Here is a 17,716-nt window from a genome sequence, read left to right as displayed (position 1 = left end):
TGGTCGGCACGCTCTACAGTTTCTGGAACGGTGTCACCGTCGCCGCCGTCACTAGCGGCGTGCTTTGCTTTCTCCTGATCGCTAAGCACTACTTCCCTCAGGTCCAACTGACCAAGGTCAACGACCTGACGTCGCGCGTCGACCGGCGTTGGCCGCCACAGCGGCAACTGCATCCATGCTTCATGCTCGATAGTTACTTCGCCGCCTAGGGCGGCGATCACAACATATCCGGGCGCCCCAAATCGCGGGAACACTGCAGCGCGGCCGTTGTAAGTGCGTACCGCGTCCAATTTATCCATTGGGGCTTCCGCCAAATCTTCGTAAACCGATGTTGATTACGCCGCGCGTGCCCAGGGATCGATCGCCGCCAACTGCCTCTCCAACATAGAGATCGTTCGTGTGAGATTGTCGCGACGCGATCTCAAATGCTCCGTTAGCGTCGAGCAGAAAGCGCCGACCTCATCGAGGTTTGAGGATAATTGCTCCTCTTCCGCGATATCAGAACTTATGAGTTGAACTCTCCAGTTGAGGTCTGCAAGTAGCGCCTGTAGCTGCACTGACCCGGTAATTTCAGAGTGGAACGCTTGGCTCATAACGGTTGCCTCAGGCTGAAACAGACCCGGTCCGGGTCGATGGGCTTGAGGGGCCATGCAAGAGCAGCGCCAAACGGCGATCGTTCCGATCGCAGCCGCTCCTCGGTTCCAGAATTAACCGCCAAGCGCAGTATCAAGCTTAATTAGCGACTTCAGTTGCATGTCGCGCTTCGACAACTACGGTTGCCTGCATCGGACAATTGTCCCCCTGTCTGGGTCCACCATGGCGAAGTCGTCGCGCCAACATACTCGGCGCGGCGGCTTCGTTGGCCAAATGGACGATGAAAAATGCGCAACATCTTGTCGAGGTCACTCGCGACAGTGACGTGGATCGCCCTCCTCTCGCTGGCGGTCGGGAGCTCGGCGCGCGGTACGTACTGGAAGGCAGCGTCCGCAAGGCTCGCGAGCGTGTGCGGGTCAGCGCTCAGCTCGTTGAGGCAGAGACCGGTACTCACCTGTGGGTGGAGCGTTACGACCGCGAGCTCGAAGACATCTTCAAGTTATAGGACGAAATCACGCTGAGCGTGGTCGGAGCGATCGAACCGAACTTGCGCGAGGCGGAAATCGAGCGCGTCAAACGCAAACGGCCAGACAGCCTCGACGCCTATGACCTCGTTCTGCGCGCGATTCCGCATGTCTACCCCGCGACGCCCGAGGAGGCCGTCCAGGGCATCCCGCTATTGGAGAGGGCGCTCGCGTTGCAGGCCGACTTCGCCGGCGCCCACGGTTTGCTCGCGTGGTGCCATAAAACTCTGTTCGTGCGCGCCGGGCACAGCGAAGTAGATCGCGTGGCGGCCATTCGCCATGCCCGTGCAGCCCTTGCTCATGGTCGCGACGATGCGACGGCGCTGGGGCTCGGCGGGTTCGTCGTCGCAATGGTGGAGCACGATCGAGCCACCGCCTTCCAGGCGTTCGAACAGGCCCTTGCACTCAGCCCTTCTTCCGCTTTGACACTCATGGCGGGTGCCGTTGCGTTGGCCTATGGCGGCGAGGCCAAGCGCGCCATTGATTATGGCGAGCGCGCGCTTCGACTGAGCCCCGCTCAAGACCGCGCGAACTACTACTCGCATCACGCCCTCTCCATCGCCTTTTTCCTGACTGGACGATATGAGGTGGCAGCAAACGCCGCCCGTCGTGCCATCCAATCCGGTCCTAACTTCAGCGTCTCGCACTGCTTTCTGGCGGCGCCGCTGGCCAAACTTGGGCGATTGGAGGAAGCAAGCGCGGCCGCGTCGCGCGTCCTTGCGTTGCAGCCCTCATTCAGCTCGGCGGGCTTCTGCGCGGCCCTTGCGCTCCCGGCTGCGTTGGCCGATCCGTTGCAAGAAGCTTGGCGTGGGGCCGGCCTGCCGATGTAGAGGGCTTTCGTGCGAATGTAACCAATTGGGGTCAGGACCCATAAACAGAACGAAAACCCGTTCGACAAGAACGCGTGGCGCCCACGGATGAGAGTGCGAGCGCCGCCGATTTCCTCGCTGGGCCAAGCCACTGCCCTCTCGTGAGCAAACAGCGTTTCCTAGTAGCCCGGCGATGCGCTGCTTTTCGTGTCGCGCCGGCGAGTAGGACAACTCCGTGAGAATGATTTTTCCACGTACGTTCTTGCCTTCGTAGTCAGCAAAATCCCCTGATCCGACATAAACCAATTCACCTGCCAAGCCTTCGGGCATCGTCGCCACGCTGTGACCGAGCGTATTGGCTTGAATGGCGATCTGGACGGGCGCCTCGACCCGAAACTCTGCGTGCTCCGGAAAGCTGACGATTGCGGGGAGCTCCAGCATCTCTGTGCAAGAGACCCCTGCCGAAATGAGCGAGTCGCGGCTGTACTCCGCCATGCGCTTGCCGTTGGCCGAGCCGGCCGCACGATGGGGGATCTGCCAGCAAATGTGCTCGACATGCCTCCGAACGCGCTCGCCTGACATTTCGTCCAGGACATCCTCACGAGACATGACGTTTGAACTCACTACCAGTTCGTTTGACCAACATACTGAATGATTGTATGACAGGATGTCAATATGATGATCGCAGGAGAAATCCGATCGTCGCCACGGCGGCAGACGACGGCGAGGCTGCGGGTGCAACGCGGCGACTTCGAAAACGACGCCCTCCGTCCGCGTGTCGTGATGGAGGTGATACATGATCGGTAATCGCGGAACGACAGCAACCGACGCGCGGTCTTTCTCCAGCGGCGCGAGTGAGCAACCAAATGCGAGAGGGGATGCGCTCCGCGTCCTCGCCCCGCAGACATTGGTGCGAGACGAAGCATTTGATCGGCTGCGCGATGCGATTATTACCGGTCATTTCCCACCCGGCGCACGTCTCGTCGAACGCGAATTGTGCGAAGCGATGGGGGTCAGCCGAACCTCGATCCGTGAAGTACTGAGGCGGCTTGAGGCCGAGAAGCTGGTGCGCGTCGAGCCGCGTCGTGGTCCAGAGGTCGTGCGCTTAAGCCGGAAGCAAGTTGCCGAGATCTACGAGATCCGAGCGACATTGGAAGCAATGGTAGTACGCCGCTTCACCGAGATGGCGAGTGACGAGGATATCGCTCAGCTCCGCGCCATTTTCGAAGAGATCATGAGGGCCGACGAAAATGAGAACGTCTACGATCTGGTCGGCCTCATGAAGAGGTTCATCGAGCACATGATGCGTGTGGTTGATCACGAACTCATTAGCGATATCCATCAGCAGCTGATTGCGCGAATCAGCGTCCTGCGCGTGCTCTCGATGTCCATGCCCGGTCGTATCCAGAGCAGCATGGGCGAGCTTCGCGACGTCATTGAGGCTATCGAGCGGCGTGACGCCGACGCCGCCGCCGAGAGTCTCACTTTTTATGTTCGCAATGCGGCCGATGCAGCACTTGCTCGCTTTGACGCCACCCAGGCTGAATCTTAGGTTCGACCTTCGCGAATGTGACGTTCAATCGAGGCCTTCGCAATTCAGCTCGCGCAGCGTCTTGTCGAACCCAAGACGAATCGTGGGTGCCCGCCTTTATGTTCGCGATCTGCCTTTGCTCGGCCGCGACAGGGCCGAAGGACTTCGACAGCTCGACCACCTTCAGCAGCGGACCTCCGGCAGTGACGAAGAGCTGGGCGGCCTGCGTTTTCATCCGACCTTGGTCCATACGTTTCCGGCTTTCGAAGACGCTATCGCGGCTTCGATGAAGCGCATGCCGGCCAGGCCGTCACGCACGGTCGGATAGATCGTTCCGGCATCGGGTGAAGCGCCGGTCCGCGCGGCGCGGATTGCCCGCGCAGCTTCGGCATAGATCGTGGCAAAACCCTCAAGATAACCCTCAGGGTGTCCACTCGGTACGCGGGAGACTCGGGCGGCTTCCGGCAGCGCCCCAGCGCCGGCGCGAGTGAGCAACTGCTTCGGCTGGCCGAAGCGGGTGAACCATAGATAATTTGGGTCGGCTTGGGTCCATTCGAGCCCACACTTGGTGCCGTAGATGCGCAGCTTGAGGCCATTTTCGTTGCCGACCGCCACCTGGCTCGCCCACAGCATACCACGCGCGCCGCCTTTATAACGCAACAGTATCTGGACGTCGTCGTCGAGCAGTCGGCCAGGCACGAAGGTGGTGAGCTGCGCCAGGAGTGCATCTGTCTCCAGTCCGGTGACGAAAGCAGCGAGATTGTAGGCGTGCGTTCCGATATCGCCGATGGCGCCGCCAGCCCCAGACCGCTTTGGATCGGTGCGCCACTCGGCTTGCTTGCTCCCCGAAAGCTCAGCGCGCTCGGTAAGCCAGTCCTGCGGATATTCTGCCTGTACGACGCGGATGTCGCCCAACTCGCCTTGCGCGATCATGGCACGTGCCTGCCGCATCATCGGATAGCCGGTGTAGTTGTGGGTGAGGACGAAGACCTTACCGCTCTTTTCCACGAGATCGACCAGCCCCTGTGCCTCCGCCACGGTGGTCGTCATCGGCTTATCGCAGATCACGTGGATGCCGGCCTCGAGGAAAGCGTGCGCGACCGGCGCGTGCATATGGTTCGGCGTCACGATCGACACCGCCTCGATCCCATCAGGGCGCCCGGCCTCGACCCTCGCCATCTCCTCGAACGATCCGTAGGATCTTTCGGCCGCAATGCCGAGTTCCACGGCCGACGCCTTGGCCCGGGCAGGTTCTGAAGAGAGCGCGCCCGCGACCAGTTCGAACTGCCCGTCGATACGCGCCGCTATGCGATGAACGGCACCGATGAATGCGCCCTGACCGCCGCCCACCATGCCAAGCCGGATGCGGCCGCCTGTGCTGTCGTACCCGCTTGCTTCGATCGCCATCCGAACCTCCTAAGCCAAGCCGAGCATCCTGCGGTTCGCAATATCGTCGGTGCCTGCCCCGGCAAAATCGTCGAAGGCGCGCTCGGTAACGCGGATGATGTGACGCTTGATGAATTCCGCACCTTCGCGCGCGCCGTCCTCCGGGTGCTTGAGCGCGCATTCCCACTCCAGAACCGCCCAGCTGTCGAAATCACAGGATGTAAGCTTGGAGAAGATGCCGCCGAAATCGACCTGTCCGTCGCCCAACGAGCGGAACCGCCCTGCCCGGTTCGCCCAGCTCTGGAAGCCGCCATAAAGGCCCTGCCGGCCCGTCGGATTGAATTCGGCGTCCTTCACGTGGAAGGCCTTTATACGCTCGCGATAGATGTCGATGTAATCGAGATAGTCGAGCTGTTGCAGCAGGAGGTGCGACGGATCGTAGAGCAGGTTCGCCCGCGCGTGGCTCTTCACCCGTTCGAGAAACATCTCATAGCTGACGCCGTCATGCAGGTCTTCGCCGGGATGAATCTCGTAGCAGACGTCGACGTCGTTCTCGTCGGCATAGTCGAGGAGCGGAGTCCAACGTCTTGCCAGCTCATCGAATGCTGCTTCCACGAGGCCGGCCGGACGCTGCGGCCACGGGTAGACATAGGGCCATGCCAGTGCGCCCGAGAAGGTGGCATGTGCCTTTAAGTCGAGATGTTTCGATGCTCTAAGCGCGCGTTTCACCTGGTCGACCGCCCATTCGGTGCGCGCCGACGGATTGCCGCGCACTTCAGGCGCCGCAAAGCCATCGAAGGCAATATCATAGGCAGGGTGGACCGCGACGAGTTGCCCCTGCAGATGAGTGGAGAGCTCGGTGATCTCCAGTCCGTGCCGTGCGGCAACCCCGTTGATTTCGTCGCAATAGGTCTTTGAATCGGACGCCTTCTTCAAATCGAACAGTCGCGCGTCCCAGGTCGGAATCTGCACACCTTTGTAGCCGAGCGACGATGCCCATTCGCAGATCGCGTCAAACGAGTTGAACGGAGCTGTATCCCCGGCGAACTGCGCCAGGAAAATGGCTGGGCCTTTTATCGACTTCATGAGCTTTCTTCCCTGATCCGGCTTCTTGCCAACACGATACACCCAACTGCGGCAGCGGCGGCATCCACACGCAATGAAACCCGGCGTTCCAACATTCCATCCAGGACAAGGGACGGTCCGGGGATGACCCGGACCGCCAAGGACTCGCCCGGCAGAAAATCTCCTTACTTCAGGAGCTGGTCGACATTGGCCTTGGTGACGAGATCGAGACCCGTGTAGATGATCTCAGGCACCTTCTCCCCCTTCTTGATCGCCAGTAGAACATCCATGGCCTTTTCGCCCATCTCGAACGGCCGCTGGCCGGTCAGAGCGTTGGAATAGCCGTCGCGCAATAGCTCGAGCTGCATCTTGAGCGTATCGGCCACGACCAAGGTGAACTTGCCAGCGTCGATATCCTTCTTGTTCTTGTTGACGAACGCCTTGTAACCCTCCGGCGCGAACATCGGCCAGCCGCCGATCGGCACGATCGCGGCAAGGTCCGGCGTCGCGGTGCGCAGGTCGGACATCTGCTGAACGGCGAGCGCGGAGTCGTCATTGCAGAATGTCGGCGAGCCGGAAACCTCGGCCCATTTCGACCCCTTGAGCGCTTCGCGGACGCCATCGACGCGCTCGGCGAGGTTCTTGGCACCCGGGCCGCCCGAGATCATGGCGTACTTGCCGCCCTCGGGCCGAAGCTGCAGCAACTGCTTGCCGAGCGCGAGGCCAAAATCCTTGTTGTTGGTGCCGATATACGCGATGCGCTTGGAGCCCGGCGCATCCGCATCGAAGGTCACGACCGGGATGCCCGCCGCACTTGCCGCCTCGATCGACTTGGTCATGGCCGCGACGTCGGCAACGGAGATCGCGAGACCGTCCACCTTCTGCGTGACGAAGTCCTGGATAATCTGCGCCTGGGTTGCCGGCTCATGCTCGATTGGCCCCTTGTATATGCACTCGACATTGCCGAGTTCCTTGGCGTGCTTCAAGCAGCCGTCTCGTGCTACATCGAAAAAGGGGTTGTTCATCGCCTTGGGCACGATGACGAAACGGTACTTCGTTTCGGCAATAGCCGGGCTCGCCATCATTGCGGCAATCACGGTAGCAAGAAGAATTTTCTTCATTGATCGCTCCTCCACACATTGTTGCCTATCCTGAAGATCGTCGGTGCCGGGAGACGGATAGACGACGCCGTTGTTGGCGCCTCCCGATCAGTCCCCCTCACGTCATGCGCGAGCGTATTCGGTCGATCAGCACGGCCAGGATGATGATCACGCCCACCAATGTTTGCTGCCAATAGGAATTGACCTGCGCGAGCACGAGGCCATTGCGGATCACCTCGAGCAGGACGCAGCCGATAATGGCGCCGAACGGACCGCCAATCCCGCCTGCCAGGTTGGCGCCGCCGATCACCGCCGCGGCGATCACGTTGAGCTCATAGGAAGTCGCCATGTTCGCGGGCGCCGAACCCAACCAGCCGGAGACAATGATCCCCTGCAGTCCTGCGGCGAGCGCGGCGATCACATAGACCTCGATCTTTACGCGCACGACCGAAATGCCGGTCAATTCGACGGCCTTCTCATTGCCGCCGAGAGCAAAGACGTGCCGACCGAACCTGGTGTGGTGCAAGACGACGGCCATCACCGCCGCGAGGATCACAAGATAGACGAAAGGCGCGGGCATTCCGAACAGGTCGCCCGACGTCAGCGCGTAGAAATAGTCGGCGTCGGGGCCGCTCGGGAAGCTGCCCCGGCCGTTTGATACGACATAGCCGAGACCGCGCACGATCGAGAGCATGCCGAGCGTGGTGACAAAGGGCGACAGCCCAAGCACCGCGATGCAGAAGCCATTGACGAGCCCGACGAGAAGCGCGGTTCCAAGCCCGGCAAGCATCGAGACGAGCAGGATCAGGCCCGGAAAGTTGGCGGCCACGGTCTTGCCGTCCGAGGCCACATGCACGAACAGCGAGGCGCCCGGCATACCCGGCGTCGAGAGACTCGAGATGACCATCGAGGTGATCATGGCCGAAAAGCACATCATCGAGCCGACCGAGAGATCGATGCCGCCCGTGATGATCACGAAGGTGGCGCCGAGGGTGGCGATGGCGATGAACGAGAAATTCTTCGCCACGTTCTGCATGTTGCCTTCGGTGAAGAAGTAGGGGCTCGCGAAGTGCATCACGACGAGCAGCACCAGCAGCGCGAGCGTGACGTAGGCGGTCTGCGAGGTGAAGAAGCCGCGCTGCCACCACCTGGCATGGCCGACATTGGCAAAGGAGACCGGGGATTCCATTGGCAGGGACATTACGCGGCCTCCTTCGCGCCAGTGATAAGGGCGGTCACTTCCTCAGGGCTCGTGTCCTGCACCGGTTTGTCTGCCCTCTTCTCGCCGCGCCGCATGACGACGACGCGATCGCAGACGGCGAAGACGTCAGGCATGCGATGAGAAATCAACATAACGGCAACGCCCTGCTCCTTGAGGCGATGGATCAGGCTCAGCACCTGTTCGACCTGCCGGACCGAGATCGCCGCAGTCGGCTCGTCCATCATGACGAGCTTGGCGTTTGACAGTCGCGTCCGCGCGATGGCGACCGCCTGGCGCTGGCCACCCGACATTTGCTTGACGAGATGGTGCGGCCTCGTCTCGGAGCGCAATTCACCGAAGAGCTCCAGCGCGCGTGCCGCCATCGCCTTGTGGTCAAGGAAGGAGAACGGACCGAATTTCCACGTGAGCTCGCGTCCGAGGAAAACGTTTGCCGCAGCCGTCAGATTGTCGGCGAGCGCGAGGTCCTGGTAGACGACCTCGATCCCTACCTCGCGCGCATCGAGCGGACGGTGGAAATGAACCTTCTTGTCTTCGAAGCGGATCTCTCCGTGGTTTGCCGGAAAATTGCCGGCGATGATCTTCACCAGCGTCGATTTGCCGGCGCCGTTGTCACCCATCAGGCCGACCACTTCTCCCGGGAAAATCTTCATGTCGACGCCATGCAGCGCCCGGATCGCGCCGAAATCCTTGCCGACACCTGTCAATTCCAGGATGGGTTGCCCGGCCGTATCCGCGGTCACCATGGCGATTCCCCTCTAAAATGCTGCTGCGTCAAATCGCATTCGCTCCGATCAGACATACCGGTTGACCAGGGATTCCAGATATTCCTGACGTCCCGAGCGCGGCTGCGGATCCAGTCCGCCGGCAAGCGCCCGGTCGGCAAGCGCGGCGAGCGAGCGCTGCCCAGCGAGGATCGCGCGCCCCTCGTCGCCCACCCATCCAGCATAGCGTTCGGCGATCGGAGCCGTCAGCGCGTCGGCTTCCAGCATGTCGGCGGCGGCAAGCAGCGCACGGGCACAGGCATCCATCGAGCCGACATGGGCATGGATCAAGTCATCGGGTTCGATCGACTGGCGCCTGATCTTGGCGTCGAAGTTGAGACCGCCAGTGGTGAAGCCACCGCGCTTCAGCATCTCGTGAAACACCAGGGCCAGTTCTGGCACATTCATCGCGAACTGGTCGGTGTCCCAGCCAAGCAGATCGTCGCCGCGGTTGATATCGAGCGAGCCGAAGATACCAAGTGCCTCGGCAAGCGCGACCTCATGCTGGAACGAATGGCCGGCGAGGATGGCGTGGTTCTGCTCGATGTTGAGCTTGACGTCCTTGAGGAGGTCGTAGCGTTCAAGGAAGCCGTAGCAGGTGGCGACATCGAAATCGTATTGGTGCTTGGTCGGCTCTTTCGGTTTCGGCTCGATCAGGATCGGCCCCTTGAAACCAATTTTATGCTTGTGCTCGACCACAAGCGAAACGAAACGGCCGAGCTGGTCGAGCTCGCGCCCGATGTCGGTGTTGAGCAGCGTCTCGTAGCCCTCGCGCCCGCCCCAGAGCACGTAATTCTGGCCGCCAAGCCGATGCGTCACCTCGAGCGCCGCCCGAACCTGCCCTGCCGCGTAGACGAACACCTCTGGATCCGGATTGGTCGCCGCCCCCGCCAGGTAGCGGCGGTGCGAGAATAAATTGGCCGTTCCCCAGAGCAGGCGCACTTTGGCGGCCGACATCTTCTGTTCGAACAGATCGGCAATGACGTTGAGGTTCTTGACCGACTCGGCAAGCGACCGGCCTTCCGGCGCAACGTCCGCGTCGTGGAATGTGAAGAATGGCATATCGAGCAGGCGGAACAGCTCGAATGCGACATCGGCCTTGGTGCGGGCAAGCGCCATCGGATCATCGCCATGGTGCCAGGGCCTGAGAAAAGTCTCGCCGCCGAACGGATCGCTCCCGATCCAGCCGAAGGAATGCCAGTAGCAGACCGCGAAGCGCAAATGATCTTCGAGCCGCCGGCCACGGACGATGCGGTCCTTGTCGTACCAGCGGAAGGCAAGCGGTTTGTCCGGCTTAGGACCACCATACGCGACCGGCTCGATGGTTGCAAAAAAGTTCGTTGATGCGTTCACGCGGACAGCTCCTTGAGCGCGGGATAAAGTTTTCGCCACTGCCGATAGGCTTCATCGTAGGCGGCCGTCGTCGAAGCGCGCGGCACGAAGCTCGCGAGCCGTCTCGGACGGGTGCATACTTTCGCTGGCTCTTCTCGGGTGGCAGCCAGCCAGCCGAGCCGCGCGGCTCCCAGCGCCGCACCGACCTCGCCCTCCTCGACGCGGTGGACCGGAATGCCGAGCACGTCGGCGATGATCTGCACCCACAACGCCGAGCGTGATCCGCCGCCCACGAGATCGACCTCCGCGATCGCGGGACTGGAGCCGCCCATCGCAGCGAGATTATCGCGCACGGCGAAGGCCACACCTTCGAGCACCGCCTGAACGATATCACCACGCCCGGTCGCGCTGCGCAGACCGACGAAGGCGCCGGCAGCAGTGGCATCATTGTGCGGCGTGCGCTCGCCGTCGAGATATGGCAGGAATTGTACCGGGCTCGGCCGTTCGACGGCCTTGCCGAGAGGAGCGAGCAATTCGGGTTCAGGCGTCGCCAGAATGCGAGCAAGCCAGCCAAGCGAGGCGGCGGCCGACAACATCACGCCCATCTGGTGCCAAAGGCCGGGAAGCGCGTGGCAGAAGGCGTGGACCGCCGAGCGAGGCGCCGGCGCAAACCGCTCTGTGACGCGGAACAGCACACCCGAAGTCCCGAGCGACAGGAAGGCATCGCCAGGCGCAATGGCGCCGAGTCCGATCGCGCTGGCTGCGTTATCGCCGGCGCCACCGGCGACCACCACGCCGGGGGCCATGCCCCAACGCCGCGCGAAGTCGGCAGATAGAACTGCACTTGGCTGGCTGCCTTCGACCAGCCGCGGCATGTGGTGGAGACCGAGCCCCGTCGCTTCCAGGATCGTCTCGGACCAGCAGCGCCGACCGACGTCGAGCCAGAGCGTTCCGGCCGCATCCGACATCTCCTCGACCATCTCGCCGGTCAAGCGGTAGCGGACATAGGCCTTGGGCAGAAGAATGTGAGCTACCCTCGCGAAGACATCCGGTTCGTGCCGGGCCACCCACATGAGCTTGGGAGCAGTGAAGCCCGCCATCGCCAGATTCCCGGCGATCGCGTGCAGCGACGGGCACCGCCGTTCGAGTTCGGCGCACTCGGCATGAGAGCGGCCGTCATTCCAGAGAATGGCTGGGCGCAGCGGCCGGCCGTCGGCACCGAGCAGCGTGGCGCCATGCATCTGGCCGGCAAGGCCAATGCCGCGAACCTGCGCCGTTTCGCGCGGGTGCGTGGCAGCGAGATGGTCGATCGCATCGATCGCCGCGTCGACCCAGGCATCCGGATCCTGCTCGGACCAGAGCGGCGCAGGATGCGACAGCGCAAGCTCGCGCGAAGCCGCAGCGGCGATCGCGCCTGCGTCGTTCACGAGCACGGCCTTCACACTGGACGTGCCGATGTCCATCCCCAGATACACGAGCCTTCCTCCCTTTCGGCTCTCACACGGCGTGCGAACTGCGTCGCCTTTCCCGCAAAGTGCCGGCTTTTGAACTCGGTCTGCCGCTTGGAAACGCCCTATGGTGGCGGGCCCTACGGCAGATTGTCCCTCATCACGATGTCGATCCGGATATTCTCCTGTTCAGTCAAGATCGCTTCGCCTCGCGCGAGCGCGAGCAGCACGCGAATGGCGGCCCGCGCCTCATGCCCGGGGTTCTGCGAGATGGCCGCATCGATCACACCTTGCAGGAGCAGCTTGCGCGTCACGACAGTCACGTCGTGCCCGACGAAAACCACCTGCTTCGCACGCCCGGAGTCGATCAGCGCCTTGGCAACGCCCGGCGTTCCGGCGCCGACATTATAGAGACCAGCAATGTCAGGATGATCGCCAAGCAACCTCATCATGAGGTGTTCTGAGCGCTCATCCGCGTCCTGCCCCTCAAGAACGGGCAACACATCCAGTTGCGGAAACTCGGAGGCCATCACCTGACTGAAACCGAAGATACGCTCGGCATGGTCCCGCAAGCCTTGCGAACCGGCGACGATAGCGACCTTCCCCCGACGAGGACCGACCAGCCGCCCGACCAGCGTGCCGGCGGTGCGCCCGGCGGCGATGTTGTCGATACCAACATAGTGATGGCGGCGCGAAGACGGCACGTCGGACACCAGCGTCACGACATTGGTGCCGGCATCGACAAGATCGTTGATGGCAGCGCGGACGCTCGGATGATCGAGCGCCACGACCGCCACACCATCGAAGTCGCCGGCGAGGGATTCAAGGGTAGCCGCAAGAACGGCAGGATTGAACACGTCGGTCGCGACCATCTCGACTGCAAGGCGTCGGGCCGAAAGCCAGGTCGACATCTCACCGAGATAGGACTGGATCTGCTGCATGAACAGATTCGGCCCCGACGGCATCACAAAGGCGAAGCGCCGCGCTCGCCCGCGGGCCAATTCCGCCGCAGCGACATGGGGTTGGAATGCGTTCCGCTCGATTGTCTCCTTCACGCGCCGGACGGTGTCCGGTCGCACGCCGGCGCGATTGTGGAGGACACGATCGACGGTTGCGAGGCTGACTCCAGCCTGGCGGGCAATGTCCTTGAGTGTGAACGCTATATTTGCTTCTCGCTTCTCCATCCTGTCACGCTAGCAGAGGCCCTATGAGGTACGCAACTCATTTTGAGGGTATGGCCATCGACTATCGCTTTGCGGAGCCCGCCGCCAAAGGCAGGGCACCGGCCAAATCCCACAAGCGCTCAGATTGGTAAGCGCCAAACGCCAGCCGGGAACTGCACTGAGCCATCGACGGCTAACCCCGGAGAGCAAGCGCCCGGCTAGGACGACGTAGGCCGGACTCGGTGCATCGCCGAAGATGGTGAGGATGCGCACGCGCGCATTGTCGCATAGGGCACTTCCGACATTCTTAGGCCAAAACCCACAACTCGAGCTACGGCCGAAAACTGGCGCTTCGCCTCCGAGTTTTAATGAAAACCATCGCCGGGTCCTCCGGCGCTCCTGTCTGAAGATTTGATCTGAATTCGACTTGCAGACGGATCAGCGACAGGCGCCGGTCGCATCGAGGCGAGCGCCATTGCGATAGTAGAAGCCCAAGATCACCTCCTGGCGCGCCACGCCGGCAACGCCGCATTGGCAAACTCGATCGCACGCCGCGTCTCGGCCACGCCCATTTCCGGAACGGTTCCGATCACGGCACCGGTCGAGGGATTATTGACCACGATGGTGTGGCCGCTATCGGCGACCGCCCACTCACCTTCAATCAGACAGGCGTCACTCAACAAGGTGAGGTCTTTGAGCGCAAGTTTCGAAATCATCGTGAACACAGCCAGGTTGGTGTTGTCGGGAGGAAGTGCGGGTCGATTCGCTGACGGCGAAGACACGTTAGCGCGCGCCGGCGTCTTTGAGATCAAGGAATTGTTTGATAACCTCGATCTGGTCGTCGGCGATCAGGGCCGGCGCATGACCGCAGTTCTGAACTGTGTGGACACTCAGGTTGCGATTACGGCGCATCATATCCTTGAGAACGGCCTCAGGGAGCAGATCCGAATGCTGCCCGCGTATCACTAGAATGGGGATATCGATCGCGTCCCAGTATTTCCAGAGGTCAACGCTGTAATGCCAGGGATTGCGAAAGGCGTGGGCAATATTCGGATCGCAAAGCCGCTTGAAGCAACGTTCCTCAGCACTCCACGCAACACTGTGCTTCGTCAGATGCCGCCAGTGCGCGTCCTCGAGCTGCCCGAAAGGCGCCAGAACTCGCCGGTAGTAGCTCTCGGCCCGCTCGATCGAATCGAACGACCTGGGCGCTTCGTGGAGATTTGCGCCGAGGCGCATTAATCCAGCCCAGGGTAGATAAGGTCCGATATCATTGATGACGATGCGACGGATTGGACTGCCCGGAAGTGCCGCCATAACCATGCCGATCAGTCCGCCAAGCGACGTGCCGATCCAGTCGACTTCTGCCGCGTCAAGCGTGGCCATCAACACGGTCATGTCGCTGCAGTACTGCGGCAATGCATAGTCGCTGCTGTCGCGCAGCCGTTCGCTTTGTCCCCTGCCCGGCAGATCCGGACAGATGACCCGGCGCCCCGTACCTGCGAGAACTGCGGCGAGATGGTCGAAATCACGGCCGTTTCTCGTGAGCCCATGGACGCAGAGCACCGGCCGCACGGCGGACGCTGGGCCCCAATCCGCAAACGCAATGCGATGAAAGCTGCGCCGGGTCAACCCTCGCACCGATCCGGTCCGGTCGGGAGCCATTTGCCGTCCTTCAGGCCAGTCCGCGGACGCTTTCGACGCTCCGCGTAATTCGGGGGATTTCAACTCCATCTGTCTATTCGATGACAAACCGGTGGGCATCAGCCGACGTTTCAAAAATATGCGGAGCAACGTCGCGGCGCGACAGGGCGTCCCCGAGCTTCAGGCGCATGAACGCGCTCGTGGTGTAGCGCGAGCAATGCAAGTAGCAGGCCCGCTCGACGTCGGCAGCCATTGAAAACCAATTGTCCGCCATATGGGGCGCGATATCAGACGAATCGTAATTGATGACAGCGATAAACCGGCGCCCCGCGCGATGGAAGATTTCGAGGATAGCGGCCCGGATCGCCTCGACATCGGCGTCGGTATGGACTCGATAACCGTCGAGACCGAGAAACAGCGTGTTGCGTTCCGCATCGTACGAGAGCCGGTCCGCCAACGGCCGGTTGAGAAGCCGGTCATCCAACCGCATCAGCGCCTCGTTGAAGAGCGACGCATCCATGGCTTTCGGCGAGCGGACAATGGGTCGAAAGCCCATCAGCGCGAGAATGTCCCGCTCGATATCGATGCCGGGAGCGACTTCGATCAGCTCAAGACCTTCCGGAACCAGCCTGAACACGCATCGCTCGGTCACATAAAGCACCGGCTGTTTGTTGGTTGCAGCAAGCTTCCCCGAAAACGTGATCTGATCGACTTTGCTGATGAATTTTGACGACTTTCCTTCCTTGAGGATCTTCAACTCGCCATCCACTACAGCGGCCTTAAAACCGCCGGCGGTGAACGTACCGGCGAAGACCAGCCGGCGTGCATTCTGGGAGATGTTGATAAAGCCGCCGGCCCCAGCAAGACGGCCGTTGAACAGGCTGACATTCACATCGCCGCGGCCATCGACCTGCGCCATGCCGAGGCAGGCCAGATCCAGACCGCCACCGTCGTAAAAATCGAACATCTGGTTCTGGTCGATAATCGATTCGGCGTTGATCGCCGCGCCAAAATCAAGACCTCCCTGTGGAATGCCGCCGATAATGCCGGGCTCGGCCGTCAGGGTCACGAAGTCGAACAGTTTTTCTTCTGCGGCAACCGACGCGATACCCTCGGGCATGCCGATCCCGAGATTGACCACGCCGCCCATCGGCAATTCCAGCGCGCAGCGGCGTGCAATGATCTTGCGGCAATCCAACGGTATCGGGACGTTGCGATCGGCGGGCGCGCGCAATTCGCCCGAGAAAGCGCCGTTGTAGCCGGTGGCATAGGTCTGCACATGGTTTTCAGGCTGGGCGACGACCACGCAATCGATCAAGACGCTCGGAATCTTGACGTGACGCGGATTGAGCGAGCCGGATGCGGCGATGCGTTCGACCTGCGCAATAACAAACCCCTTGCAGTTCTTGGCGGCGGTAGCGAGGGCCAGATTGTCGAGCGTCAACGCCTCTTTCTCCATCGAGATATTCCCGTTGTGGTCGGCCGTGGTGCCTCTGATGATCGCCACGTTGATCGGAAACGCCTTGTAGAACAGCCACGGTTCGCCGTCGATTTCGATCAACCGCACCAGCTCTTCCGTGGTGCGCGCATTTAGCTTTCCACCGCCATTGGCCGGGTCGACGAAGGTTCCGAGTCCGACTTTGGAGAGAAGGCCGGCCTTGCGTCCTGCGATCTCACGAAACAGATGCGAAACGCAACCGAGCGGCAGGTTGTAAGCCTCGACATGGTTGTCGACCGCCATCCGCGCCAGCTTCGGCACCAGACCAAAATGTCCGCCGACCAACCGCTTGATGAGGCCGGGATGCGCGAGGCGATTGAGGCCGCGATCGCCGCCATCCCCCGGCGCCGCCGCAAACACCAGCGAGAGATCCCGGGGCTCTCCGGTTTCGATGAAGCGATGCTCCAGCGCCTTGATGATTTCATCGGGCGTCCCCACGCCGACGAAGCCGGACGAGGCCACGGTGTCGCCGGAGCGAATGATGGCAACCGCCTCGGCGGCATCGACGATCTTGTTGCGCATCAGGCTTCACTTCCCGTCGTAGCATCGCGGGCGACCAGCCAATCGGCGATGCTCTGGCTAAGTTTTCCCTGCGACTTGCTCGAGACAAAGAGACCGACATGGCCTCCAGGCAAGGGGATTTCGGTATAGTCCTGGCTTCCAATCTTCGCACCGAGCGCACGCGAGCAGTCCGGCGGAATGATGTGGTCGTCCAGCGCGAAGACGTTGAGGACGGGCGCCGTAATCGACTTCAAGTCGATCCGACGGCCGGACAGCTCAAAACTACCATCCACCAGGCGGTTCTCCTGATAGAGATCCTTCAACCATTGCTTTGCCGCCTCGCCTGGATGATGTGGCCGGTCTGCCAGCCACTTCTCCATGCGCAGGAAATTCATGAATTTGGCCTCGTCGTCGACGACGTCGATGAGATCGACATTGTATTTCGTCAACGAGCGCATCGGCGTCATCATCGAGAACACCGAACTCATGAACTCACCCGGCACGACGCCGTAAGTATCGACGAGATTGTCGATATCCTCGGGGTCGAGACTGCGGGTCCAGATGTTGAGAAAGCCGTGATGGGCGGCCTTGTCCTTGACGTCGGCGTGAAAATCGATCGGCGTGATCGTGATGACGAGGTTTTTTACCTTCTCCGGATGCAGCGCGGCGTAGCACGTCGTGAAGACGCCACCCTCGCAAATACCGAGCAGCGTCACCTTATCGTGTTCGGTCTCCTGCGAGATGCGGTCGACAGCGGCATCGATGTAATCGTTCACATAATCGTCGATGCTGAGCCAACGTTCGGTTCGGCCCGGCTGGCCCCAGTCGATCAGCCAAAGATCGAGCCCCTTCGACAGCAGGCTGCGCACCAACGACCGATCCGGTTGAAGATCAGCCATGGTGTATCGCCCGATCAAGCCGTAAGCCAGAAGCACCGGCGTCTTGGCCGTTGCTTCCGCCATCGGCTCGTAATGGAACAGTTCCACCTTGTCGCGACGCATGACGAGGTGTTTCGGCGTCGTGCCGATAGCGACGTCCTCGTCTTTGGTTTGCCCGAACATCTGCGTCGCCTTCACCATCTTTTCGGTGTTGGCAACCATGTCGCGGAAGAACCGAGCGGCCCGATCGTCCTCTGTCATGA

At 61.5% G+C, this 17,716-nt stretch carries 17 protein-coding genes; 4 read left to right on the top strand and 13 right to left on the bottom strand.

All coding sequences use genetic code 11. The annotated features are described in order from the left end of the window. The 3 genes from UP10_RS45290 to UP10_RS17540 form a co-directional block, all read left to right on the top strand. The coding region (locus tag UP10_RS45290; RefSeq protein ID WP_044588569.1) for a hypothetical protein at positions 1-209 on the top strand (209 nt) is incomplete at its 5' end. A gap of 650 nt (positions 210-859) precedes the next feature. Further along, positions 860-1,099, top strand: a complete 240-nt coding sequence (locus tag UP10_RS42100) for a hypothetical protein (RefSeq protein WP_156180085.1) — start codon at positions 860-862, stop codon at positions 1,097-1,099. 18 nt (positions 1,100-1,117) lie between these two features. Beyond that, complete coding sequence (locus UP10_RS17540) at positions 1,118-1,948, top strand: tetratricopeptide repeat protein (RefSeq protein ID WP_050043715.1); 831 nt, start codon at positions 1,118-1,120, stop codon at positions 1,946-1,948. On the opposite strand, the gene UP10_RS44340 is transcribed toward UP10_RS17540, so the two are convergent. Then, entirely contained in the window at positions 1,850-2,725 is an 876-nt protein-coding gene (locus UP10_RS44340; protein WP_156180083.1) for a zinc-binding metallopeptidase family protein, read from the bottom strand. The genes UP10_RS17540 and UP10_RS44340 overlap by 99 nt on opposite strands. On the opposite strand from UP10_RS44340, the gene UP10_RS17535 reads away from it, so the two are divergent. Further along, positions 2,724-3,479: a GntR family transcriptional regulator gene (locus UP10_RS17535; protein WP_082077165.1), complete on the top strand. Its 756-nt coding sequence runs from the start codon at positions 2,724-2,726 to the stop codon at positions 3,477-3,479. The two genes, UP10_RS44340 and UP10_RS17535, sit on opposite strands and share 2 nt — an antisense overlap. A gap of 210 nt (positions 3,480-3,689) precedes the next feature. Here UP10_RS17535 and UP10_RS17530 read toward each other — a convergent pair whose 3' ends face one another. The 12 genes from UP10_RS17530 to phaC all read right to left on the bottom strand — a co-directional run bounded on the left by UP10_RS17530 (position 3,690) and on the right by phaC (position 17,714). Then, positions 3,690-4,865 carry a Gfo/Idh/MocA family protein gene (locus UP10_RS17530; RefSeq protein WP_044588568.1) on the bottom strand — a complete coding sequence of 392 codons (1,176 nt, stop codon included), beginning with the start codon at positions 4,863-4,865 and terminating at the stop codon, positions 3,690-3,692. 9 nt (positions 4,866-4,874) lie between these two features. Beyond that, positions 4,875-5,930: a sugar phosphate isomerase/epimerase family protein gene (locus tag UP10_RS17525; protein ID WP_044588575.1), complete on the bottom strand. Its 1,056-nt coding sequence runs from the start codon at positions 5,928-5,930 to the stop codon at positions 4,875-4,877. A 164-nt stretch (positions 5,931-6,094) separates the two neighbouring features. Continuing rightward, the gene (locus UP10_RS17520) at positions 6,095-7,030 is read right to left on the bottom strand and encodes a sugar-binding protein (protein ID WP_044588567.1); all 936 of its coding nucleotides are present in this window, start codon (positions 7,028-7,030) and stop codon (positions 6,095-6,097) included. A 97-nt stretch (positions 7,031-7,127) separates the two neighbouring features. Further along, positions 7,128-8,210 (bottom strand): ABC transporter permease, encoded by a 1,083-nt coding sequence (locus UP10_RS17515; protein ID WP_044588566.1) that lies wholly within the window; start codon positions 8,208-8,210, stop codon positions 7,128-7,130. After that, positions 8,210-8,974 (bottom strand): ATP-binding cassette domain-containing protein, encoded by a 765-nt coding sequence (locus UP10_RS17510; RefSeq protein ID WP_044588565.1) that lies wholly within the window; start codon positions 8,972-8,974, stop codon positions 8,210-8,212. Before UP10_RS17510 ends, UP10_RS17515 begins: the two co-directional genes overlap by 1 nt. A gap of 48 nt (positions 8,975-9,022) precedes the next feature. Next, on the bottom strand, positions 9,023-10,345 hold the full coding sequence (gene xylA / locus UP10_RS17505) for a xylose isomerase (protein ID WP_044588564.1): 1,323 nt from the start codon (positions 10,343-10,345) through the stop codon (positions 9,023-9,025). Beyond that, a complete protein-coding gene (gene xylB, locus UP10_RS17500; protein WP_044588563.1) occupies positions 10,342-11,799 on the bottom strand; it encodes a xylulokinase in 1,458 nt (485 codons plus the stop codon). Before xylB ends, xylA begins: the two co-directional genes overlap by 4 nt. Before the next feature lie 113 nt (positions 11,800-11,912). Then, complete coding sequence (locus UP10_RS17495; protein ID WP_044588562.1) at positions 11,913-12,956, bottom strand: LacI family DNA-binding transcriptional regulator; 1,044 nt, start codon at positions 12,954-12,956, stop codon at positions 11,913-11,915. A gap of 476 nt (positions 12,957-13,432) precedes the next feature. Further along, complete coding sequence (locus UP10_RS17490) at positions 13,433-13,651, bottom strand: aldehyde dehydrogenase family protein (RefSeq protein WP_156180081.1); 219 nt, start codon at positions 13,649-13,651, stop codon at positions 13,433-13,435. Positions 13,652-13,718: 67 nt separating this feature from the next. Beyond that, positions 13,719-14,666 (bottom strand): alpha/beta fold hydrolase, encoded by a 948-nt coding sequence (locus UP10_RS17485; RefSeq protein ID WP_044588561.1) that lies wholly within the window; start codon positions 14,664-14,666, stop codon positions 13,719-13,721. Between the two features lie 4 nt (positions 14,667-14,670). Further along, entirely contained in the window at positions 14,671-16,596 is a 1,926-nt protein-coding gene (locus UP10_RS17480; RefSeq protein WP_044588560.1) for an acyl CoA:acetate/3-ketoacid CoA transferase, read from the bottom strand. Continuing rightward, a complete protein-coding gene (gene phaC, locus UP10_RS17475; RefSeq protein WP_044588559.1) occupies positions 16,596-17,714 on the bottom strand; it encodes a class III poly(R)-hydroxyalkanoic acid synthase subunit PhaC in 1,119 nt (372 codons plus the stop codon). The genes UP10_RS17480 and phaC overlap by 1 nt, the downstream gene beginning before the upstream one ends. Positions 17,715-17,716 lie beyond the last annotated feature (2 nt).

The sequence above is a fragment of the Bradyrhizobium sp. LTSPM299 genome, from assembly GCF_000938235.1.
In the GTDB taxonomy this organism is placed as follows: domain Bacteria; phylum Pseudomonadota; class Alphaproteobacteria; order Rhizobiales; family Xanthobacteraceae; genus Bradyrhizobium.
Note: the sequence above shows the minus strand (reverse complement) of the source record. Positions and strands in the feature narration are given on the sequence as shown.